Annotated in this window: 23 protein-coding genes; 18 read left to right on the top strand and 5 right to left on the bottom strand. The window is 29.5% G+C overall.

Annotation, left to right across the window (positions count from 1 at the left end):
* Positions 1-145 precede the first annotated feature (145 nt).
* The 6 genes from CX675_RS07210 to CX675_RS07185 all read left to right on the top strand — a co-directional run bounded on the left by CX675_RS07210 (position 146) and on the right by CX675_RS07185 (position 7,002).
* Positions 146-2,035 (top strand): DUF349 domain-containing protein, encoded by a 1,890-nt coding sequence (locus tag CX675_RS07210; protein WP_130734703.1) that lies wholly within the window; start codon positions 146-148, stop codon positions 2,033-2,035.
* A 252-nt stretch (positions 2,036-2,287) separates the two neighbouring features.
* Positions 2,288-2,668, top strand: coding sequence for a hypothetical protein (locus CX675_RS07205; protein ID WP_130734551.1), 381 nt, complete (start codon positions 2,288-2,290; stop codon positions 2,666-2,668).
* 221 nt (positions 2,669-2,889) lie between these two features.
* Entirely contained in the window at positions 2,890-3,453 is a 564-nt protein-coding gene (locus tag CX675_RS07200) for a GNAT family N-acetyltransferase (protein ID WP_130734550.1), read from the top strand.
* 1 nt (position 3,454) lies between these two features.
* Complete coding sequence (locus CX675_RS07195; protein ID WP_130734549.1) at positions 3,455-4,597, top strand: ATP-binding cassette domain-containing protein; 1,143 nt, start codon at positions 3,455-3,457, stop codon at positions 4,595-4,597.
* Positions 4,598-4,610: 13 nt separating this feature from the next.
* Positions 4,611-6,152: a hypothetical protein gene (locus CX675_RS07190; RefSeq protein ID WP_130734548.1), complete on the top strand. Its 1,542-nt coding sequence runs from the start codon at positions 4,611-4,613 to the stop codon at positions 6,150-6,152.
* Between the two features lies 1 nt (position 6,153).
* The gene (locus tag CX675_RS07185) at positions 6,154-7,002 is read left to right on the top strand and encodes an aldose 1-epimerase family protein (protein WP_130734547.1); all 849 of its coding nucleotides are present in this window, start codon (positions 6,154-6,156) and stop codon (positions 7,000-7,002) included.
* A gap of 40 nt (positions 7,003-7,042) precedes the next feature.
* Here CX675_RS07185 and CX675_RS07180 read toward each other — a convergent pair whose 3' ends face one another.
* Together CX675_RS07180 and CX675_RS07175 are read right to left on the bottom strand one after the other, a co-directional pair.
* On the bottom strand, positions 7,043-7,324 hold the full coding sequence (locus CX675_RS07180; protein ID WP_130734546.1) for a hypothetical protein: 282 nt from the start codon (positions 7,322-7,324) through the stop codon (positions 7,043-7,045).
* A gap of 130 nt (positions 7,325-7,454) precedes the next feature.
* Entirely contained in the window at positions 7,455-8,975 is a 1,521-nt protein-coding gene (locus tag CX675_RS07175; protein WP_130734545.1) for a S8/S53 family peptidase, read from the bottom strand.
* Between the two features lie 169 nt (positions 8,976-9,144).
* On the opposite strand from CX675_RS07175, the gene smpB reads away from it, so the two are divergent.
* Entirely contained in the window at positions 9,145-9,597 is a 453-nt protein-coding gene (gene smpB / locus CX675_RS07170; RefSeq protein ID WP_130734544.1) for an SsrA-binding protein SmpB, read from the top strand.
* On the opposite strand, the gene CX675_RS07165 is transcribed toward smpB, so the two are convergent.
* Complete coding sequence (locus CX675_RS07165; protein ID WP_130734543.1) at positions 9,594-10,235, bottom strand: protein-L-isoaspartate(D-aspartate) O-methyltransferase; 642 nt, start codon at positions 10,233-10,235, stop codon at positions 9,594-9,596. The two genes, smpB and CX675_RS07165, sit on opposite strands and share 4 nt — an antisense overlap.
* A 132-nt stretch (positions 10,236-10,367) precedes the next feature.
* On the opposite strand from CX675_RS07165, the gene CX675_RS07160 reads away from it, so the two are divergent.
* From CX675_RS07160 to CX675_RS07110, 11 genes are all read left to right on the top strand, one after another.
* Positions 10,368-11,336, top strand: coding sequence for a Gfo/Idh/MocA family protein (locus CX675_RS07160; RefSeq protein ID WP_130734542.1), 969 nt, complete (start codon positions 10,368-10,370; stop codon positions 11,334-11,336).
* 332 nt (positions 11,337-11,668) lie between these two features.
* Positions 11,669-12,559 carry a 3-hydroxyacyl-CoA dehydrogenase family protein gene (locus CX675_RS07155; RefSeq protein WP_130734541.1) on the top strand — a complete coding sequence of 297 codons (891 nt, stop codon included), beginning with the start codon at positions 11,669-11,671 and terminating at the stop codon, positions 12,557-12,559.
* Positions 12,560-12,623: 64 nt separating this feature from the next.
* Complete coding sequence (locus CX675_RS07150; protein WP_130734540.1) at positions 12,624-13,850, top strand: DUF1015 domain-containing protein; 1,227 nt, start codon at positions 12,624-12,626, stop codon at positions 13,848-13,850.
* A 72-nt stretch (positions 13,851-13,922) separates the two neighbouring features.
* Positions 13,923-14,585: a YggS family pyridoxal phosphate-dependent enzyme gene (locus CX675_RS07145; protein ID WP_130734539.1), complete on the top strand. Its 663-nt coding sequence runs from the start codon at positions 13,923-13,925 to the stop codon at positions 14,583-14,585.
* Between the two features lie 66 nt (positions 14,586-14,651).
* Positions 14,652-15,020, top strand: coding sequence for a four helix bundle protein (locus tag CX675_RS07140; protein WP_130734538.1), 369 nt, complete (start codon positions 14,652-14,654; stop codon positions 15,018-15,020).
* 97 nt (positions 15,021-15,117) lie between these two features.
* Positions 15,118-16,479 (top strand): exonuclease domain-containing protein, encoded by a 1,362-nt coding sequence (locus tag CX675_RS07135; RefSeq protein ID WP_130734537.1) that lies wholly within the window; start codon positions 15,118-15,120, stop codon positions 16,477-16,479.
* A gap of 16 nt (positions 16,480-16,495) precedes the next feature.
* Positions 16,496-17,332: an ion transporter gene (locus CX675_RS07130; RefSeq protein ID WP_130734536.1), complete on the top strand. Its 837-nt coding sequence runs from the start codon at positions 16,496-16,498 to the stop codon at positions 17,330-17,332.
* A gap of 2 nt (positions 17,333-17,334) precedes the next feature.
* The gene (locus CX675_RS07125; RefSeq protein ID WP_130734535.1) at positions 17,335-17,796 is read left to right on the top strand and encodes an HAD family hydrolase; all 462 of its coding nucleotides are present in this window, start codon (positions 17,335-17,337) and stop codon (positions 17,794-17,796) included.
* Positions 17,797-17,800: 4 nt separating this feature from the next.
* Positions 17,801-18,718 carry a tRNA (adenosine(37)-N6)-dimethylallyltransferase MiaA gene (gene miaA / locus CX675_RS07120; protein WP_130734534.1) on the top strand — a complete coding sequence of 306 codons (918 nt, stop codon included), beginning with the start codon at positions 17,801-17,803 and terminating at the stop codon, positions 18,716-18,718.
* A 1-nt stretch (position 18,719) separates the two neighbouring features.
* Positions 18,720-19,472 carry an acyl-[acyl-carrier-protein] thioesterase gene (locus tag CX675_RS07115; RefSeq protein WP_130734533.1) on the top strand — a complete coding sequence of 251 codons (753 nt, stop codon included), beginning with the start codon at positions 18,720-18,722 and terminating at the stop codon, positions 19,470-19,472.
* Between the two features lie 104 nt (positions 19,473-19,576).
* Entirely contained in the window at positions 19,577-19,957 is a 381-nt protein-coding gene (locus tag CX675_RS07110; RefSeq protein WP_130734532.1) for a response regulator, read from the top strand.
* A gap of 71 nt (positions 19,958-20,028) precedes the next feature.
* Here CX675_RS07110 and CX675_RS07105 read toward each other — a convergent pair whose 3' ends face one another.
* Positions 20,029-20,727, bottom strand: coding sequence for a response regulator transcription factor (locus CX675_RS07105; protein ID WP_130734531.1), 699 nt, complete (start codon positions 20,725-20,727; stop codon positions 20,029-20,031).
* A 6-nt stretch (positions 20,728-20,733) separates the two neighbouring features.
* Entirely contained in the window at positions 20,734-22,317 is a 1,584-nt protein-coding gene (locus tag CX675_RS07100; RefSeq protein ID WP_130734530.1) for a sensor histidine kinase KdpD, read from the bottom strand.
* Between the last annotated feature and the right edge of the window lie 29 nt (positions 22,318-22,346).

Genomic DNA, 22,346 nt, shown 5'->3' with positions numbered 1-22,346 from the left:
ATCATTAGATCTTTATCAAATTGCAATAAAACAGTTAACAAACAGAATCATACACACGATTACATATAAAAATACGGCTTTTTCTTTGAATTTTGCATAGCCTTTAGTATCTTCGGTCGCAATTAGTAACCTTAAGCATGTAATGATGTTAGAAGAAAAGAATGATAACCTGCAAAACGCAGACGGACAAAAGGAGCAAGAGTCTCAAGAAAATGTAATTACAATCAACAAATCGGCTTTAGAAGAGATTGATAATTCCAATGCAGAAGAGAACGAAGACGACTCTATTCAGGATAAACACATTATCCCAATGTTAGACTATGATTCTCTTACAATGGAAGAACTAACCACTGAATTGGACAAGTTAGTGCACAACCATAAAGTAATGGCTATTAAAGATCATGTAGAAGAAATCAGAAAGTCGTTTATGAATCAATACCATCATTTAATTGATGAAAAAAGGGATGAATTTAATGAATCAAATACTGACGAAACAGCTACTTTTGAATATCATTTCCCATTAAAAAATAAATTTGATGCTGTATATGATGATTATAAAACGAATAGAAATAATCATTACAATCAACTACAAAAAAACCTAAAAAATAATCTTAGCGTTAGAAACGAAATTATAGAAGAGTTAAAAAATCTTGTCGATGGTACAGATGAGACGCTGTCTATTGCTGATATGTTTAAAAAATTAAACGATATTAGAGAACAATGGAAAAATGCAGGTGCCATTCCTCGAGATAAATATAATATTGTATGGAATAATTTCCATTTCCATATTGAACGTTTCTACGATTTAATTCATCTAGACAAAGAAGCTCGCGATCAAGATTTTAAAAACAATCTAGAACAAAAACAAGCTATTATTGAACGTGCAAAAGCATTATTAGATGAAGCCGATATCTTAAAAGCATTTCGTGAACTGCAATTATTACACCGTGTTTGGAAAGAAGAAATTGGCCCAGTTGACAGAGAGCACAGAGAAGCAATATGGAATGAATTTAGCGAAATTACGAAACAAATACATGATAGACGAGAAGCTTTTTTTGGACAAGCCAAAGAAAGAGAAGTAGAAAATTTAGCAAAGAAAAAAGAAATTATTGCTGAAATTGTAGCTTTAGGAAATGAAGATATTCATTCACACAACGGGTGGCAATCTCAAATAAAAAAGATGGAAGCTTTACGTGAGAGTTTCTTTAAAGCAGGAAAAGTTCCCGCAGAAGTTACGGAAGATACTTGGGCAGCATTTAAAACTGCTGTAAGAAGTTTCAACGTGAATAAAAATGCTTTTTATAAAGAAATTAAGCATGAGCAACAAGAAAACTTATCAAAAAAATTAGCTTTAGTAGAAAAAGCAGAAGCATTAAAAGATAACGAAGATTTCAAAACCACCACTCCAATCATGAAACAAATTCAAGAAGATTGGAAAAAAATAGGTCATGTACCTCGCAAATACTCTGACAAAATTTGGAAAGACTTTAAAGATGCATGCAATTATTATTTTGATAGAATGCACGCTGTAAGAAATGCAGAGAACGAAGACGAAGTGAAAGCATTTGAAAGTAAAAAAGACTATTTGGAAAACTTAAAATCTTTTGAACTTACAGGAAATCATAAAACTGACTTAGAGGCTATCAAAAGCCATATTGAAGCTTGGAAAACACTAGGACGAGTACCATTCAACAGAAGACATATTGAAGGTAAATTCAACAAAATTTTAGATGCCTTATTTGAAAAATTAAGTTTATCTAAAAAAGATACTGAAATGATGAAGTTTAATGCAAAACTTGATCAATGGGTAGAAAATGAAGACAGTCGTTCTCTTGAAAAAGAACAATTCTTTATCAGAAAAAAAATAGATGAAGTTCAAAATGAAATTTTCCAATTAGAAAATAACATTCAATTTATTAGTTCTAGTTCTAAAGGAGAAAATCCTTTTATCAAAGAAGTTCAAAAAAACATTGAAAAGCATAAAGAAGAACTAAGAATTTGGAAAGAAAAACTAAATAAACTTAGAGACATTTAAAAACATATAATACATTTTATAAAACTCCCATTATTTTCATAATGGGAGTTTTTTTATGGTAAAATCATAAAACTAGAAGCCATTTTTGTAAAAGTACGTATAAATACGTAGTAAAAAAGGCAAAAAATACGTATAAATACGTATTGACAAAGATGGCTCATTCTTATAAATTTGGTTAAGAAGGTTATTACTATTTTTCTAAAGTAATTATTTTATTGCTAATTAACCAATAACCAATAAAAATGAGACACTATGGGGAATTTAAAAATTAACATCCTGAACGATGAAGGAAAAATGACAGGTTTTCTAATTGATAGAGAAATTTTGAGTGGATTATATATAACTTTCGATTTCTCTAAAGTGGAACAAAATTATGAGCGTTTCAATATCAACTATAAAAATCCAAAAGAAAATCAAATGAACAGCGTTACTCATAACATGGACGAAATTACAATCGTGAGTACCCAGTTAGACGCTGATAATCATGTTCAATTTCTTATTGAAGAAAATTTATCTTTAAAAAAATTAAGAAGAGTTCCTGAAAACATTATCCCTCTCGAATTTAAAAAAATGATTCGAAATGCCTACAAGAAATATTGTGAGAACAATTTTCTAACTAGTGTGGCCTCTTAAATTGTATTTCTCTCTCCAAATAATTTATTTTGAAAAAGTCATTTAGAATTTATTTTCTAAGTGACTTTTTGCTTCATTATTCTTTAATTATTTGTAATATTGTTAGTACAGATTTTTTCTAAAAAACGAAACTATTTATCATCAATCAAAAGATTTTTTTAGATTTTAATTTGATAGTTGAAAAAATCATAATATAAAACTATATCATAATTTTAAAGAATATGTTAGAACTAAACTTTTCTCCTTTTCCTGTTTTAGAATCGGAACGATTACACTTTAGAGCACTTCGAGAAAGTGATGCCAATGAAATTTTTGCCTTACGCAGTAATCCAGAATTAATGCAATACATTCCTAGACCATTAGTTACCAATATGGAGGAAGCTTTAGAACACATCAAAATGATACAAGATAAAATAGATGCAAATGAAGGCATCAATTGGGCAGTTACAGAGAAAGGCAAAGACAAACTCATTTCACTCATTGGATTTTATAGAACACAACATGAAAATTATCGTACTGAAATAGGTTATATGCTTTTACCTGAATATCAAAACAAAGGCTATATTACCGAAGCAATACAAACACTTTTGGATTATGCATTTGACAAAATGGGAGTTCATTCTGTAGAAGCTATTATCGATCCACGAAACATTGCTTCTGGAAAAGTGTTAGAAAAAAATGGTTTTAGAAAAGAAGCACACTTTGTTGAAAATTGTTTTCATAATGGTGTATTTTTAGACAGTGTACATTATGGCTTATTAAAACAACACCACATAAAAAAATAACATGACAGCATTCGAAAAACAATATAATGAAGTTAAAGAACTTTTACAATTTGATGATTTTAATGCAGTTGTTAAAAGAATAATTGATTTTACTTTAGACACAGAATCGATTCCATTTTATAAGAACACCACTGCTTTATTAGATTGGTTAGATACCAATGAAAATAATACAGCTGAAAAAAAACAAAAACTTAAAACAATATTACAAGAATTATATTCATTTTTAAGTAATAAAAACAGCTCTGAACATCAAACAATTATAACTGTTGATAATCTTAAAAAAAAGTATAACTCTAATTTTTCGCTTGGGCCAATTCAGTTAGAAATTAAAACAGGAGAAATTATTGGTTTAGTAGGAGAAAACGGCAACGGAAAAACAACACTTTTAAGAAGTTTGTGCGGTGAACTTGCTCCCACAGAAGGAAAAATACATTATCATTTTGAATATGATGATATATATGACTTACGAACAAAACTAGTTTATATCCCGCAAAGAACTAAAACTTGGCGAGGTTCAATGTATGAAAATCTTGAATTTACAGCAAGTTGTTATGGTTATTTACCTGAAGAAAATAACCTTATCATCGATCTAATTATTACTCGTTTAGGTTTAAGAAAATTCAGAAATCATAACTGGAGTGGCCTATCTTCTGGATATAAAATGCGATTTGAATTAGCCAGAATGTTACTTAGAAAACCTAAAATTCTTTTAATTGACGAGCCTTTGGCAAATTTAGATATTTTGGCACAACAAACCATTTTAGATGATTTTAGAAATATTGCCAACTCCCCTTTTAGACCCATTGCTATTGTTTTAAGTTCGCAACAATTGTATGAAGTAGAAAAAACCTCTAATCAAGTGGTGTTTCTAAAACAAGGCGTTCAGAAAAATTTAAATTCAGAAAACAATGCGATTAAAAATTGCATTATAGAGTTTGAAAGTACCATAAACATAAGCGATTTAAAGGTTACTTTTTCTAGTTTAAGCATCATTTCATTGCAACAAAATGGAGGAACATATATTGCTACTTTCCCAGAACACATTTCGATGAATGATTTTATGAAAACACTTATTAATCATAATATTTCCATTTCTTATATGCGAAATATATCGAATTCAACACGTCGTTTCTTTGTTCATTAATACTTAAAAACTCATGTTAAAAAACATACAAAAACAACTTTTATTAAAATATCCTTTGCTTTGGAATACCAAATTTATTCCTATGCTTAGTATTGGAGTAATATTTCATTTACTTTATTTCACTTTAGGCTACATAGACGGAACTATCGATTTTTCAAATCAAAATAATATAACAATAGAAACTTTTAGTATTTTATTTGGTATATTGTTTTGCATTGTAACTATTATTCTTTGGCTCGTTTTTTATTTTAAAAATAATGCATTAAAATCATTTTATAAAAAATCGAAAGAAGCTGTTTTTTACGAATGGCTTCAAATTTTTATCATTTGCTTACTATTAACTTCTTTCTATTTACCTTTCCATTTTGGAAAACAACTCCATCAAAAAAGTTATTTCTCTTTAGAAGAAACTAAAAACAGATGTCGCATGATCAGTAATGCCGATTTTTTTATAGATGGAAGTTTTAGAGGGACTGAAATAGATTCTTTAGCCTCTGGTCTTATTGACAGCTTAGGCAACAAAGTGAAAATATACGATGAAGACAACGATTATTATAGAAGAGAAGACATAGTTTATTTTGAATTCATTCAATTCAAAGACAAAAAATATGATAAATACTCATTATTAAATAGAAATATTTTTCCTTTTACTATAAATACAACCAAAGAAGATTCAATTCAAAGGATTATGGTTCAAAATTGGCTACATACTAATGATAAATTAGCTGTTAAAAACCTGATGAGTAACTATTTAAAAATGGTAAACGAACATCATTTAAAAACGAATCTAACTTTAGAAAAATGGTTCGAAGTTACTTACAACAATCCAGATTTTAAAAAGTTTCTTTACATTAAGCCTTATTGGGAAGAATATAATGAATACGAACCTTATAATGAATATGAAGAGCTAGACCTCCAACCTTATAACAGGTATGACAATTCAAAATATTCTAAATTTTATGTTCAACAAAATGTATTAAAAGAAAAATATGATATCATTTCTGATGCTCATACTAATCCTTACTTTATAAATGAAATGCTATTAACATTTTTATATATCGCATTAGGTTTATCTATTTTAATTTTTTCATTTAGAGTAGCATCTGGTAAAAGTTGGTTAATAGCCTTAGTTATCTTTGGAATATTAAATATTATAGCAGGTTTTGGATCTATAACAATTGGTTATTTTTATCGTTACTCTATAAAAGAAGAAGTAGTTTATATTATTATATGTCTCTTCTTTATTTTATTCTTTTTAGTTTATTATTTTACAAGAACACATATTTATAAGAAAAAAAAATATACCGAAATAGCATTAATTCTTGTCTTATGGTCTTATACTTTTATTATACCTTTTATTTATCTCTGTATTTTAGGCTACTTTAAAAAAAAATATGAGTTAAATGAATTTAATGAAAGAGTAAGACCTCTATTGTATTATACATTAAAAGATAATTTTGAACTTATGTTACTTTTAAATTTTATTATTTCAGTATTAACTTTATTTATCTTTTCGTATTCTATCAGAAAATGGAAAGGATTATCAGAAGAATAATATGATTGTAACAATTAAAAATAAAACCATTTCGGCATCAATAGCAACAAAAGGTGCCGAATTATTGACACTTTCCAAAGATGAAAAAAATTACATTTGGGAAGTAGACACACTCTATTGGAATAAAACATCTCCTGTTTTGTTTCCTATTGTAGGTAGATTAAAAAACGATTCTTATACATATAATAATAAAGTATACACCCTTTCTAGACATGGTTTTGCCAGAGACAACACCTTTTCAATTGTACACCAAAAAGAGGACGAAGTTGTTTTTTCTTTTACACATAATGAAGAAACCTTAAAAAGATATCCCTTTCAATTTGAATTACAAATTGGTTATTTAGTAACTGATATTGGTTTAAAAGTAAATTATAAAGTTTATAATAGTAATCCTTTTGATTTACCTTTTTCTATTGGAGCACACCCTGCTTTTGCCTTACCCTATCCTATTGAAGAGTATGATTTACAATTTAATATAGAAGAAAATTTAGAAAGTCATGTTTTGGAAAATGATGTTTTTTCTGGAAAAACCAAAACAATTCCTTCTGAGAAAGGCAATATTTCGCTTCATTATGAATTATTTAAAGAAGATGCTTTAGTTTTTAAAAACATCAAATCATCTGAAGTGACGCTTTTACATCAAAAAAAAACGGTCTTAAAAATGAATTATAAAGAATTTCCTTACTTAGGTATTTGGACTAAAGAAAATGCTCCTTTCCTTTGTATTGAACCTTGGTATGGTCATGCAGATACTATAAATACCAATGGCAATTTAATAACTAAAGCAGGAATTCAACTCATAAAACCAAATTCTAAGTTTGAATGTTCCTTCGTTATAGAATTATATTAACTAAAAAGAGCTGTTTTAAAAAACAGCTCTTTTCATTTAATCAAATTATTTTGTGAATTCGGTTTAAAGGGATAACAACTCCTTGCTTCAAAATAATCCGATTATCTGTAACTCCCCAAATCGTTGTCTCGGTCATTTTTAAACTGGTATCATCTTCAAAATAAATCTTCATTTTTAGATGTTCCAAATTACCTAAGGCCAATGCCCTTTCGAGGTCGCTTTTACGTTGCACAACCTCCTCTTTTTCTTGTAATACTTCCGTATTAGGAAAATGCAATGAATTAATAAATTCTTTGTCAATTTGCTGGCATTCTATAGTCATATTGAGAAAATGTTTGGGGTTAATAGAATTAAATGTACAAAAAAAAACAATTCAAATTGAAAAGAAATAAAAAAAGACCGCATTTAATAAATTAAAAACGGTCTTTTCAGAATTAATAATTGTATGAAATTTATTGTACTGCTAAAGAAGCATTTACGTTTCCATAGCCATATTCCGAACTCTTATTTGGATACAAAGAAGATGATTGTTTCATTTTGTTTAGTACTTGGTCTTTATTCCAACTTGGGTTTTTAGACCAAACTAAAGCAGCTATTCCAGCTGTTGTTGCCGTAGCCACAGAAGAACCTCCCACATAATCAGATTGGTTCTCATAATAGCTTAATACTGGTGCTGTGTTTCCAGAAGCAGAACGTTCCATTACTACTGTAAAATCAATTTCATTTCCTGAATGACAATTAGAACATTTATTATAACCAGAACCTTCTTTAATACCTGTAACAGCTACTGTTTCACTCATCCAAGCTGGAAAAATTACTCCTACAAAATTAGTGAAACTGGTTGATGTACCTCCAGCACAAAAAATTAATTTCCCTCTATTGTTAGCATATCTAACACCATCTTCAATTCTACCTACTGAAAAAATGTGCCCCATAGACATTGAAATAACTTTAACAGCAGTATTATTTCCTAATCCTACAAATGCATTTTGAACTCCTTTTTGTTCATGATAACCTTCCAACACTACATTAGCAGCTGCTCTATACGAAATTAAATTAGCATTATAAGCCACACCTACAGGCAATCCTTTGTTGTTTCTAGGAGCTGTTGCTGTTGCGGTCATACTGGTTCCATGACCACATTGATCATTTGGCCCATCAGTCGAAGTAGACCAAGGCCAAATAGAATCTACATAAGTACCATATTTCTGAACACTTCTACCGTTTGAATCTCCATTGTTAAAATTACTACCTAATAAAGATTGATTTGGTGAAACACCAGAATCTATGACTCCAATAGTAATTCCAGAACCTGTACTTTTACTCCATGCATTTGGTATATTATGCTTATAAAAACTCCAAGGCACTTTAGCATTTGGGCTAATTGAAGTATAATCTGCCGAACTTAAAGTTTGTGCATCAAAACCACAACCAGACGAACCTGAGCTTGAACTTTTCATCGTTCCATTTTCTGCTTCATATTGAAAAAAACGATAATCTCCTGGTTCAATATATCTAATATTACTATTCTTTCTTAAAGCATATAACGTCTTTTGATCTTTAACAATAACATCAATAATATTTAGAACTGGGTCGCTATAAATCAAGGTTTTTTCAACTGGATTAGATTCATTATCAGCAATAATTTTCAACAATTGTTTCTCAATATCAGAAGATTTTGATGTGCCCAATTTCTCAAAGTCATTTTCAGAATTGCCATAACCAATAGTAATTACATTTTGACCGTGTTGAGAAGCACTCCATAACATTTGTAACGAAGCATCTTTCCAATAAAACTTCCCATTTTGTTGTAAAGAATTTTTTATAACATCATTTATTTGATAGGTAGTTAATAGTTCTTGGTTAAAGTTTTCCACCTCTTCTACTCTTTCACTTTCAATAGTATCTTCTGTACAAGATACAGATAAACCAAGGAATGCCAGAAAGCATAACTTGAATACAGTTTTTTTCATATTTGTTTGTTTAATGTTTGAAATACGAATTTATAAATTTTTTATGTAAAAAAATACCAAAATAATAATTTTAAATATTTTTTTTTAAATATTACACACTTAAATATCCAAAACAATATTTTTTATAAAAATTTCAAATTCTAATATTTTAAATTACATTTGCAATCCAATGCAAAAAACGATTAACATACTCAATAAAAGAGCCAAATTCGATTACGAAATTATCGATAGATATACGGCAGGTATTGTTCTAACTGGTACCGAAATAAAATCTATTCGTTTAGGAAAAGCTTCTATTGCAGAAAGTTTTTGTGAATTTCATAATAACGAACTTTTTGTAATTAACTCTACCATAGAAGAATATCTTTTTGGCACACATTATAACCACAGAGCCAAAAGTGAACGCAAACTATTACTGAATAGAAAAGAATTAAAGAAATTACAAAAAGATAGCGATAATAAAGGGTTAACCATTATCCCTTTACGTTTATTTACAAATGAAAAAGGCTTGGCTAAGTTGGACATTGCTCTATGTCGTGGTAAGAAAAACTATGACAAAAGAGAAACAATGAAAGAAAGAGATACCAAAAGAGATTTAGATCGTATTAAAAAATCATATTAATTTTTATCTTCTAAAAGAGGTACAAAACGAAATTCACCAAACTCGTGTTTTTCAAATTGGGATTCATTTTTTCTGACTAACATGGTCATAATTTGATGTTCTTCTCCTAAGGGAATAACTAATTTACCACCTATTTTTAATTGTGCCATCAAAGCAGGAGGAATAAATGGTGCACCCGCTGTCACAATAATACTATCAAAAGGGGCATATTGATGCAATCCTTTATAACCATCTCCAAAAGAAATATGCTTTGGTCGTATCCCTAATTTTGGCAACAATAACGACGTTATTTTAAAAAGCTCATTTTGCCTTTCTATGGTATACACTTTAGCCCCCATAGTACACAAAACTGCCGTTTGATAACCACTTCCAGTTCCAATTTCTAAAATTTTATGTTCTTTCTTAACCTCTAATAATTGACTTTGAAACGCAACAGTATAAGGTTGAGAAATAGTTTGTCCTGCTGCTATAGGAAATGCTTTATCTTGATACGCAAAATCTTCAAAACTTGAATTTAAAAAGAGGTGACGAGGAATTTTTTTTATAGCATCTAACACATTTTTATCTGTAATTCCTTTTTGCTCTAATAATCTAGCAAGTTGATTTCTAAGTCCTTGATGTTTGGGTGTATCTTTCAATGTATAGGCTGTTAGTTTTTGGTAAAAATAGCAGTAAAAAAGACAAAAAACAAGCCATAAACTTCAAAAAAAATCCAAGTTGCATCCTAAAAACTTCAAACAAATATGTATTTTTGTTGAAAATACTTTATTATGTTGAAAGTTGGCGTTCTAGGTGCGGGTCACTTAGGAAAAATACATTTACGTTTATTACATCAATCCTCAAAATATGAACTAGTTGGCTTTTATGATCCATTTGAAGAAAATGCTAAAAAAGTAGCTGCTGAATTTGGTTATAAAAAGTTTGACTCTATTGAAAGCCTAATCAACGCTGTAGATGTTGTAGATATTGTTACCCCTACCCTTTCCCACTATGATTGTGCAGTAGTAGCTATAGAATCTGGTAAACATGTTTTCCTAGAAAAACCAATTTCAAATACTATAGAAGAAGCCGAAAAAATTATGGCTTTAGCCCAAAAACACAATGTCAAAGGACAGGTAGGACATGTAGAACGATTTAATCCAGCATTTAAAGCTGTAAAAGATAAAATACAACATCCGATGTTTATTGAAACACATCGATTAGCAGAATTTAATCCAAGAGGAACTGATGTTCCTGTGGTTTTAGACTTAATGATTCATGATATAGACGCTATTTTAAGTGTGGTACAATCCAAAGTAAAATCGGTCAACGCAAGTGGTGTAGCTGTTATTTCTGATTCGCCTGACATTGCCAATGCCAGAATTGAATTTGAAAATGGTTGTGTAGCCAATGTGACTTCCAGTAGAATTTCAATGAAGAATATGCGAAAATCTCGATTTTTTCAAAAAGACGCTTACATTTCTGTAGACTATTTGGAGAAAATATGTGAAGTAGTTAAAATGAAAGATGCACCAGAAGTACCAGGTGATTTTGATATGATTTTACAAAATGCGGAAGGGATAAAAAAACAAATCTATTTTGATAATCCTAAAGTAAATGCTAACAATGCCATTTTAGAAGAATTAGAGACTTTTGCAGATGCAATTAACAATAATACAACGCCAATTGTAACCTTAGCAGATGGTACAGAAGCTTTACGTGTAGCTTACATGATTATTGAATCCATGGAGAACAAATAATGAATACAATAAAAAATAAAGCACTTATTAGTATTTTAAATCTCATTATTTATGTTCTAATTATTACTTTATTTTCATTAGATAATTTTGTTACAGATGTGATTTTTTCAATTGGCTTAATTACTATAGTAGTTAGTACTTTACTTTTTTTATTAAAAGTAAATTTGGATAAATTTAAAATTTTTATTTGGATGAATTTATTTCTTTTTCTACTTCTATATTCCTATTTTTTTTATGTTGAATGCATCACATCATTTAGAAATAACTTTAGTACTATTATATACCATTTAATATTTTTTCAATAAATAACTATCAAAACTCAATTAGTAAAAATGAAACAAATAGCAGTAATAGGTGCAGGAACTATGGGCAACGGAATTGCTCATACTTTTGCACAATCTGGATTTACAGTAAAATTAATCGATATCTCAGAAGCCGCAATAGAAAGAGGCATGACTACAATCGCTAAAAACTTAGATAGAATGGTTGCCAAAGGTAGCATTTCTGAAGACGATAAAATAAAAACGATAAGCAATATTATTACGTATACAGACACTAAAGATGGTGTTGTGGGTTGTGATTTAGTGGTAGAAGCTGCCACAGAAAATGTAGATTTAAAATTAAAAATCTTCAAACAGTTAAGTGATATTTGTGATCATAATGTGATTTTAGCAACCAATACTTCTTCTATCTCTATTACACAAATTGCAGCACAAGTAGTACATCCCGAACGTGTTATTGGAATGCACTTTATGAACCCTGTACCAATCATGAAATTAGTTGAAATTATCAGAGGATACAATACCTCAGATGAAGTGACCAAAATTATCATGGATTTATCAGAAAAACTAGGCAAAACACCAACAGAAGTGAATGATTACCCTGGTTTTGTTGCCAATCGTATCTTAATGCCAATGATTAATGAAGCTATCGAAACTTTATACAATGGTGTTGCTGGTGTAGCAGAAATTGATACCGTAATGAAATTGGGAATGGCACATCCAATGGGTCCTCTACAATTAGCCGATTTCATAGGGTTAGATGTTTGTCTTTCTATTTTAAATGTTATGTATGATGGCTTTAAAAACCCAAAATATGCACCATGTCCATTATTAGTAAATATGGTTATGGCAGGTAAATTAGGTATAAAATCGGGTGAAGGCTTCTACGATTATGCTGAAGTTAAAAAAGCAGAAAAAGTTTCAAAACAATTTAGTAAATAAAGTGAATGGTGATTAGTGACTATTGAAAAACTAGTTACTAATCACTAATTACTAATCACTCAAAATGTCAAAAATAATTCCTTTTAAAGCGGTACGACCTGCTCCAGATAAAATAGGATTGGTTACTTGCAGAAATTATGACGATTATAGTCCGGCCGAGTTAGCGGCTTGGCTTAATTTCAATCCGTATTCGTTTTTGCATGTTATCAATCCTGCTTATGCGCATTCGCAAAAAATTAGTTGGGACAAACGCTTTAAAGGAGTAGCTCTGAAATATAAAGATTTCAAAAACGAAGGCATCTTTATTCAAGAAGAAAAAGCTGTTTTTTATGTGTATGAAATTCAGACAAAAAGTCAAACATTTACAGGTATAATTGCAGGAACTTCTGTTGAAGATTATCAAAAAGATGTAATCAAAAAACACGAAGACACCTTACAATATCGTGTAGAATTATTTAAAGATTATTTACATCAAACACAATTTAACACTGAACCTGTTTTAATAACCTATCCAGATAGTACTGAAATTAATACATGGTTATTGTTAAAAAAGCAAAGCGAACCCATTTATGCTTTTACTACAACAACTAAAGAAAAGCATACACTTTGGAAAATAGATACACAAAGTGATATCGATTGGTTACAAGAACATTTTGAAAACATTCCTAATTTGTATATTGCAGATGGGCATCATCGTTCAGCTTCAGCAGAAATGCTATATGAACAAGATAAAAAAACAGGGCAAGTAAATTTAGAGTATTTTATGAGCTTTTTAATTGCCGAAAGCAATGTAAAGATTTATGAATTTAATCGTATTATTCGAGATTTAAATGAGCATTCTAAAGAAGATTTTTTAATTTTATTAGAGGAACATTTCATTGTAAAATCTAAAGAACAAGAACTTTGGAAACCTGAAAATAAATTTGAGTTTGGTATGTATTTGGACGGCAATTTTTATGCATTATTTTATAAACATCCCCTACAAGAAAATACAGAAATTTCGATTTTGAATACTTTAGATGCTCAAATTTTATACAATACGGTTTTACACCCTATTTTAGGAATTGGAGATTTGCGTAATGATGAACGAATAGAGTATATTCCTGGAAAGCAATCCATTACAACTATTAAACAAGTGATTGATGAAGGGGATTTTGAAGTAGGATTTATGCTCTACCCTTCTGATATTTCAGAAATAAAAACATTGGCAAATCATAATTTAATTATGCCCCCAAAAAGCACTTATATCGAACCAAAATTTAGAAGTGGTTTGATTGTGTATGAATTATGATTATAATTGATATGAATAGAGGAACATAAATTTAAGAAATTTATCAAATCTGTACTTAAAAAACAAAAACAAATGACCATAGCAACTAATCTTAACAACATAAAAAAAACGATTCCTCAACAAGTGACACTTGTGGCGGTTTCCAAAACCAAACCTGTTTCAGATTTGATGGAAGCTTACCAAGCTGGCCAACGTATTTTTGGTGAAAACAAAATTCAAGAAATGACTGAAAAATATGAGCAAATGCCAAAAGATATTGAATGGCATATGATTGGCCATGTTCAAACCAATAAAGTGAAATATATGGCTCCTTTTGTGAGTTTGATTCATGGTGTTGATAGCTTAAAACTACTACAAGAAATTAACAAACAAGCGGCAAAAAACAATCGCGTTATTCCCTGTTTATTACAAATGCATATAGCGGAAGAAGAAACGAAGTTCGGACTAGATGAAAAGGAATTAGATGAGATGCTAAAACAAGTTCAGCATGACAAGTATGAGAACATAAAAATTGTAGGTTTAATGGGAATGGCAACTTTTACAGAAAATCAAAAACAAATAAGAAAAGAATTTCAGCATTTAAAGTCACTATTTGATACGTATAAAAATGTAGCTACAAAAAATTGTAACATAAAAACACTTTCAATGGGAATGTCTGGTGATTATGAATTGGCCATTTCGTGTGGAAGCACTATGGTTAGAATAGGAAGTAGTATATTTGGAAATCGAAATTGATTCAATGTCAATTGCAATTACAAAAATCAATAAATTATAAATTCAAAAGACCAAGAATATAGAAATATGGAAGAAAATACTATTTTTAGTGAGAAAATATTCAATTTTGAAGACAGACTTGTTCGTTTTGCTGGAAAATGTATTTTATTTACAAGAAATTTAAATAAATCTTATGAAAATGAATATTATAAAAATCAGTTAATTAGATCTTCTGGAAGTTCATCTTTAAATTTTGGTGAAGCACAAGGAACAATAAGTGATAAAGATTTTATTTTTAAAGTAGGTTTAGTTGTGAAAGAGCTAAAAGAATCTAGAAACTCATTAAAAATATTAAATTACATACATGAAGGAGATAAAAAAACTAGAAGCTTATTGCTAACTAAAATAGAAGAATTAATTGCAATTGCTTCAAAAATGATACTAAATAAAAAATAATTTTTCAATAGCAATTACAATATCAATTTCAAAATTCAATTTTTAACCATTGTTTTTTTAATTGGTATTGACATTGAGATTGGCATTGAGATTGAAAATGTACGCAATACTCGACATAGAAACTACTGGTGGGCAATACAACGAAGAAGGTATTACTGAAATAGCCATTTACAAATATGATGGACATGAAGTAATTGACCAATTTATCAGCTTAGTTAACCCTGAAAAACCCATTCAACCTTTTGTAGTAAAATTAACAGGTATAAATAATGCTATGTTACGTTCTGCTCCTAAATTTTATGAAGTAGCCAAACGTATTATAGAAATTACAGAAGGGTGTATTATTGTGGCACATAACGCTTCATTTGATTACCGAATTTTAAGTACCGAATTTAGAAGACTAGGTTATACCTTTAAAAAACCAACTTTATGTACAGTAGAATTAGCTAAAAAACTTATTCCTGAACAACCTTCCTATAGTTTAGGGAAATTAGTACGCTCGTTAGGAATACCTATTGCAGACAGACATAGAGCTAGCGGAGATGCTATGGCTACCGTAAAATTATTCAAGCTATTATTATCCAAAGATTCTGGAAAAGAAATCGTTACAAATTTTGTAAAGACGGAAATAAAAGCAGGTTTATCACCAAAACTACTAGACATCGTTGATGCAGTACCTTCTAAAACCGGAATTTATTATATCCATAATGAAAAAGGTAATCTCATTTACATTGGTAAAAGTAAAAATATAAAGAAAAGAGTTAACCAACATTTTACGGGAACTTCGCAAAAAAGTAAAAAGATACAACGCGACGTTTACACCGTAACTTATGAAGAAACTGGAAGTGAATTGATTGCACTTTTAAAAGAAAGTGAAGAAATAAAAATCAACAAACCTATTTATAACAGAGCATTGCGAAGAACCCTGTTCAGTTGGGCTTTATATGCTGAAAAAAATGAAAAGGGGTATCTTAAACTTACCGTTCAAAAAGCAGACGGACGTAAAAAAGAGATTACTTCTTTTACTACATTACAAGAAGGCAAAAACGCTTTGTTTAAAATTACAGAGAAATATCATCTTTGTCAAAAAATTAATGGGTTATATGACACTAAAAAAAGTTGTTTTCAATATGATATTAAGCAATGTTATGGTGCTTGTATTAACAAAGAAACTCCAGAAGTATACAACAAAAGAGTAAACCAGTTTATCGACGAAAACACCTTTGCAAAGAACAATATGGTCATTATAGATAAAGGCAGATCACATGATGAAAGAAGTGCTATTGTCATTGAAAATGGCATTTTAAAAGGGTACTGTTTTTATGATTTAAATTATCAGGTAACTAATTTAGATATTTTGCAAAAAATTATCATTCCAATGCAGAATAATCGCGATTCTAAAAATATCATTCAAGGTTATTTAAGAAAACACAAAGTAATGAAAGTGATTCCTTTTTAATTTTTAAATTTGTATCATGAGTAAAGAAAGAAGTGCTTTTCAACAATTTAGAAAGAAAACATATATTGTCATTTATGGTACCAATACTTTAGCCGGTAAAGCTTTTGATCTTATTTTATTAGGTGTCATTTTGCTCAGTATTTTATTAACCATGATGGAAACGGTACAAAGCTTTGAAACCAAATACCATAACCTGAGGATAACTTTAGAATGGGGAATTACGATTTTTTTTACCATAGAGTATTTTTTACGCATCATATCTATTAACAAACCATTAAAATACATTTTTAGCTTTTACGGAATTATCGATCTTATCGCTACTTTACCGATGTATTTGGCTCAAGTTTTTGTGGGTTCAGGAGTGTTGTCTATTGTACGTTCACTTCGTTTATTACGACTTTTTAAAGTATTAAATCATCCTCAATTTACGGGGCAATCTCAGCAGTTAAAAGATGCGTTATTAGCCAGTAAAGGTAAAATTTTGGTGTTCATTTATTTTGTTTTAATTAGTACAGTACTTATCGGTTCTATCATGTATGTTGTAGAAGGTAGAGAAAATGGCTTTACTAGCATACCTACTAGTATTTATTGGACGATAGTAACCTTAACAACTGTAGGCTATGGTGATATTTCACCAGTAACGCCATTAGGACAATTTTTAGCTTCCTTAGTCATGATTTTAGGTTATGGTGTTATTGCTGTTCCTACTGGAATTGTTTCGGCTGAATTAGCCAAAGCAGATCAGAAATTGGCACTCGTTGACAAAAACCCTTGTGCTGATTGCGGTGCGGAAGGGCATCAAGAGAATGCTAAATTTTGTTATCAATGTGGCAATAATTTATTAGATGATTAATAATGAATATCAGTTTTGATTTAGACAATACTTTAATTCCCTACTCAGACGAATTTAAGACGGAGAAAAGAAATTGGTTAGCCAAATACATTGGTATTGAAAAAATAAGAAAAGGAACTCCTAATTTAATCCATTCTCTACAAGACCAAGGACATAAAGTTCATATTTATACCTCATCTTATCGAAAAAAAATTAAAATTAGAATGACTTTTAAGTATTATGGAATAAAGATTGGAAAAGTGGTTAACGAATTTGAAAACAGATGTAAACTAAATCAATTAGGAATTACAAGCTCAAAATATCCTCCAGCATTTGATTTTAATGTTCATGTCGATGATTCTGAAGGCGTAAGAATAGAAAGCGAAAAATTTAATTTTAAAGCTATAATTATCGAAACAAACGATACTAATTGGGATAAAACAATAAAAAACAAGATTAAAAATTTAGAACAACTAAACATCTAGAACTTTGAACTACCTCATTACGATCATAGGTCCTACTGCCATTGGAAAAACAGCATTGAGTATTCAATTGGCGCACTATTTTAATTGTGAAATTCTTTCTTGTGATAGCCGTCAGTTTTTTAAAGAAATGAGAATTGGTACAGCTGTTCCCAATACAGAAGAACTAGCTGCCGCAACACATCACTTTATACAAAATAAAACAATTCATGAAGCCTATTCTGTAGGAGATTTTGAAGAAGAAGCCTTAGCTAAATTAGATACTCTTTTTCAAAAGAATTCCGTCCAAATAATGGTAGGTGGTTCTGGTTTGTATGTAGATGCTGTTTTAAAAGGATTTGATTCTTTTCCAGATATTGAAGCTTCCGTTCGCAACCAAATTAATACGAGGTATGATATCGAAGGGATTTCGTATTTACAAGAACAATTACAAACTTTAGATCCAAATTACTATCAAGCAATACTGACAGATAATCCGCAAACCTTACAAAATCCACAAAGAATGAAACGTTTTATAGAAGTATGTCTTGGAAGTGGAAAACCCTATTCGAGTTTTATTGGTAAACGAAAAAATACGAGAAACTTTATACCTATTATCATTGGTTTAGAAGCCGAAAGAACCATCATGTATGAGCGAATCAATACACGTGTCGATTTGATGCTACAAGAAGGTTTATTAAATGAAGTACAGCAATTGGCACCTTATAAAAGCTTAAATGCGTTACAAACTGTTGGCTATCGTGAATTATTTGATTGTTTAGAAGGGAAAACAACATTAGATTTTGCTGTTGAAGAAATCAAAAAAAATACGCGTCGTTTTGCCAAAAGACAAATTACTTGGTTTAAACGAACTGAAAATGCCAAATGGTTTGATTATAAAACCAATATTCAAGAAATTATTAATTACATAAAATTACAATTATAAAATGCCTATTTCAAGCAATTTTACCTCTATATTTGAACAACAACAAGAAATCACATTTTTACATTGTTACCCTAATGGGTATTTAAAATATACAGACTTATGTAATTTACTCCAATTAACCGCTGGTTTTCATGCTGATTTAGGCGGAATTAGTTTTACAGATATGCAAGCCTTTCATCAGGCATGGGTAATGAGTAGAATGCGTTTGGAAATAAAAAAACTTCCTCAATGGCGAGATGTAGTTACTATTAAAACTTGGGTAAAAACCTTAGAAAATTCACGCTCTGTTCGTTGTTTAGAAATGTATCTGAATGAGGAAAAAATTGTAGGTTGTGAAACCTTTTGGGCAGTAATTAATACACAAACTAGAAGACCTGAAGTCCTAGCGTTGCCACATGAGCATTTTCAAAAATTTGATATAGAAGCTACCCTTTCTTCTACCAAAAAGGTTACTATTAATGCAGATACTCCGATTATTGGAAAAAGAAAAGTTGTTGTGTCAGATTTAGATGTGGTAAACCATGTTAATAATGTAAAATATATGGAATGGTGTCTAGATTTAGAAGATCCTAAAAGATTATTAAACCAAGAAATAGAAAGTCTAGATATTAATTTCATTAAAGAATTAAACTTAGATGATGTGGCAGTAATTCAAAAAGAAAGCCACACAAATCATTCTGTTTATAGTATTTCAAAAGAGGATAAAAATGCTTATGCTTTAGAAATTACTTGGCGCAAAAAAAATAAATGTTAATAATTATGTTTAAAATATAGTAGTTAACGGTAATTTAATACAAATTTTATGTTAATTTTATATTAATATAAACCAAAACTAAATAAAACCTTAACCAAGACTATATGATAAAAAAAATACTCTTAATAGATGACGATCAAGTAACCAATTTCTTAAATAGAAAATTAATTGAACAAAGCAATACACCTATAGAAGTTAAAACGGTTAGTAGTGTTATGGATGCCATTGTTTTTCTTAGAGAAAATAAATCAAATTGGATTCCAGATGTAATTTTTATAGACATTTTTATGCCAATTAAAAGTGGATGGGATTTTTTAGAAGAATTTCAGCAAGAATTTGAAAGTCAAGCCACTACAATTAAATTATACATGTTGTCCTCTTCTAGAGAAGACGAAGATATTACAAAAGCGAAAGATCATTTTTTGGTCAAAGATTACATTACTAAACCCTTAACCTCTAATATATTAGGAGATATTTTAAGTTAAAATAGATTAAAATGAAAAAGCTTCGAGGTCTTCGAAGCTTTTTTATAGTATTTTTTTAAATAAAAGCTACTTTATTTTTTTACCACTAATCTAAATCCTTCACCGTGAATGTTTAGAATTTCAACATTTTCATCACGTTTCATGTATTTTCTTAATTTAGCAATATACACGTCCATACTTCTAGAAGTGAAATAATTATCATCTCTCCATATTTTCGTTAAAGCTAATTCACGTGGCATTAAATCATTTTCATGAAGCGCAAGCATTTTTAAAAGCTCACATTCTTTTGGAGATAATTTAATTGGTTCTTCTCCTTGATAAGACAAGAAGCGTAATTTAGAGTTTAAATGGAATTTTCCAATTTCAAATTCAAACTTAGTATTATCTGGTTTTACTTCAGAGGCTTTTCTTTGGATAATCGCTTTAATTTTCATCAATAAAACTTCAGAATCAAATGGCTTATTTAAATAATCATCTGCTCCTACTTTATATCCTTTTAAAACATCTTCTTTTAATGTTTTTGCCGTTAAAAAAATGATAGGTACTTCCTGATTTTTCTCACGAATTTCTCTAGCTAAAGTATAACCATCTTTGTATGGCATCATTACATCTAATATACATAAGTCGTATATATCCTTCTTAAACTTTTCAAAACCTTCCATACCATTTTTAGCTAAGGTTACATCAAAATCATTTATGATTAAATAATCTTTCAGTATCGCACCAAAATTGGGATCATCTTCAACTAATAAAATTTTTCTTGTTTCCATATTTCTTTAATTTATTAAGGGCATTTTTAAAATAAACACACTTCCTTTTCCTTTTTCACTTTCCACAAAAATCTGTCCATTATGATCATCTACAATTTGTTTTACATAAGCTAACCCTAAACCATGACCTTTTACATTATGTAAATCTCCAGTATGTTCTCTGTAAAATTTCTCAAAAACTCTCTTCTGAGCTACTTTACTCATTCCAGATCCTTGATCTTTTATTTTTATTACTATATAATCTTTTATATTTTCAACATATATATCTATAACTGGTGGACCAGGAGAATATTTTACTGCATTATCTAATATGTTAACCAATACATTTGTAAAATGAACTTCATTTAACAATATAGTAGCGCGTTTAGCATCTATATGTTTTGTAATCTGTCCTTCTCTATCTTCAACAATTAATCCAATATGTTCAACGGCATCATCTATAATTCCTAAAACATCGGTAGGTTCTTTAGATATATCTAATTCTTTCTTTTCTAATTTTGAAATACGCAATACATTTTCCACTTGAGCATGCATTCGTTTATTTTCATCTTTAATCATTTGAAGGTAACGTTGCACTTTATCCTTATCATCAATAATTTTTGGATTTTTAATAGCATCTAAAGCTAAATTTATAGTAGCAATAGGTGTTTTAAACTCATGTGTCATATTGTTAATAAAATCTGTCTTTATTTCAGAAATTTGCTTTTGCGTAATTAACTGATTTAAAGCACTTGAAAATGTTAATACAATAATTAAAGTAAATAAAATAGACAACAAGGTAATTCCTAAAATGGAAGAAAAAAAGAATTTGCTTTTTTGAGGAAATGTAACCAATAATTGATACTGACTCATTCCTTCATTATCTTGAAAAATAGGAATTCCATAAGTAGATTTTTTATCATATTTAAAACGATCTGAACGAATTTTTGTAGCTAACCCATTACTGTAAACTGCATATTCATAAGGTGTTCTAATTTGATACTTTTGCAACTCATTAGTTAAATATTTATCTAAATCATCTCTACTTATCCTATCCTGAATAGGTCTTTGAGAAACAATATCTCTAAAAAACAATTGATAATTTGCTTTATCTAAAGAAGATAAACTACCCGATTTTTCAATAGTAATATCTGGTTTTCTGTTCATCTCTACTGAACTATTATCTAAAGCAGTTCCTGCGTAAATTTCAGTTTTTCTGTTAGTTAAAATGTTACCAACTTTAATTGTATCTGCGTTTTTATCAAAGAACGAACCATTAATTCCATAATCTTGAGAAACTAACGAACTTGTATAAATAATAGTTTCATTGGTTTTCTTATTTCGCTCCATAAAGAAAAACTCTTTGAGCGTTTTTGTTTCTGGTTCTTTACCAATACTATCTCTAATTTTATAGTATTGCCTGTAAAAAGAAATATACTCCTTTTCATTAATCATTTCTGCCACACGACCTATAACTTGCTGAACGTGAAGCTTAAACTCTTCTTCGCTCTTTTTCAAAGAAGTATTTATCCAGTATAATTGTACTAAAATTATCCCAATGAGCGACACACTCATTAAGAAAACCAATAGTCGAAACCTTTTCTTATTCATCAATACAAAATTAGTATTTTAACATTTAG

It is taken from the genome of Flavobacterium sp. J27 (genome assembly GCF_004303025.1).
In the GTDB taxonomy this organism is placed as follows: Bacteria; Bacteroidota; Bacteroidia; order Flavobacteriales; family Flavobacteriaceae; genus Flavobacterium.
This window is presented reverse-complemented; position numbering and strand designations above follow the sequence as displayed.

What these genes read in the sequence shown, in the direction of transcription:
- CX675_RS07210 (WP_130734703.1), top strand. Translation starts at nt 146, where the DNA reads ATGTTAGAAGAAAAGAATGATAACCTGCAAAACGCAGACGGACAAAAG.
- CX675_RS07205 (WP_130734551.1), top strand. Translation starts at nt 2,288, where the DNA reads ATGGGGAATTTAAAAATTAACATCCTGAACGATGAAGGAAAAATGACA.
- CX675_RS07200 (WP_130734550.1), top strand. Translation starts at nt 2,890, where the DNA reads ATGTTAGAACTAAACTTTTCTCCTTTTCCTGTTTTAGAATCGGAACGA.
- CX675_RS07195 (WP_130734549.1), top strand. Translation starts at nt 3,455, where the DNA reads ATGACAGCATTCGAAAAACAATATAATGAAGTTAAAGAACTTTTACAA.
- CX675_RS07190 (WP_130734548.1), top strand. Translation starts at nt 4,611, where the DNA reads ATGTTAAAAAACATACAAAAACAACTTTTATTAAAATATCCTTTGCTT.
- CX675_RS07185 (WP_130734547.1), top strand. Translation starts at nt 6,154, where the DNA reads ATGATTGTAACAATTAAAAATAAAACCATTTCGGCATCAATAGCAACA.
- CX675_RS07180 (WP_130734546.1), bottom strand. Translation starts at nt 7,324, where the DNA reads ATGACTATAGAATGCCAGCAAATTGACAAAGAATTTATTAATTCATTG.
- CX675_RS07175 (WP_130734545.1), bottom strand. Translation starts at nt 8,975, where the DNA reads ATGAAAAAAACTGTATTCAAGTTATGCTTTCTGGCATTCCTTGGTTTA.
- smpB (WP_130734544.1), top strand. Translation starts at nt 9,145, where the DNA reads ATGCAAAAAACGATTAACATACTCAATAAAAGAGCCAAATTCGATTAC.
- CX675_RS07160 (WP_130734542.1), top strand. Translation starts at nt 10,368, where the DNA reads ATGTTGAAAGTTGGCGTTCTAGGTGCGGGTCACTTAGGAAAAATACAT.
- CX675_RS07155 (WP_130734541.1), top strand. Translation starts at nt 11,669, where the DNA reads ATGAAACAAATAGCAGTAATAGGTGCAGGAACTATGGGCAACGGAATT.
- CX675_RS07150 (WP_130734540.1), top strand. Translation starts at nt 12,624, where the DNA reads ATGTCAAAAATAATTCCTTTTAAAGCGGTACGACCTGCTCCAGATAAA.
- CX675_RS07145 (WP_130734539.1), top strand. Translation starts at nt 13,923, where the DNA reads ATGACCATAGCAACTAATCTTAACAACATAAAAAAAACGATTCCTCAA.
- CX675_RS07140 (WP_130734538.1), top strand. Translation starts at nt 14,652, where the DNA reads ATGGAAGAAAATACTATTTTTAGTGAGAAAATATTCAATTTTGAAGAC.
- CX675_RS07135 (WP_130734537.1), top strand. Translation starts at nt 15,118, where the DNA reads ATGTACGCAATACTCGACATAGAAACTACTGGTGGGCAATACAACGAA.
- CX675_RS07130 (WP_130734536.1), top strand. Translation starts at nt 16,496, where the DNA reads ATGAGTAAAGAAAGAAGTGCTTTTCAACAATTTAGAAAGAAAACATAT.
- CX675_RS07125 (WP_130734535.1), top strand. Translation starts at nt 17,335, where the DNA reads ATGAATATCAGTTTTGATTTAGACAATACTTTAATTCCCTACTCAGAC.
- CX675_RS07115 (WP_130734533.1), top strand. Translation starts at nt 18,720, where the DNA reads ATGCCTATTTCAAGCAATTTTACCTCTATATTTGAACAACAACAAGAA.
- CX675_RS07110 (WP_130734532.1), top strand. Translation starts at nt 19,577, where the DNA reads ATGATAAAAAAAATACTCTTAATAGATGACGATCAAGTAACCAATTTC.
- CX675_RS07105 (WP_130734531.1), bottom strand. Translation starts at nt 20,727, where the DNA reads ATGGAAACAAGAAAAATTTTATTAGTTGAAGATGATCCCAATTTTGGT.
- CX675_RS07100 (WP_130734530.1), bottom strand. Translation starts at nt 22,317, where the DNA reads ATGAATAAGAAAAGGTTTCGACTATTGGTTTTCTTAATGAGTGTGTCG.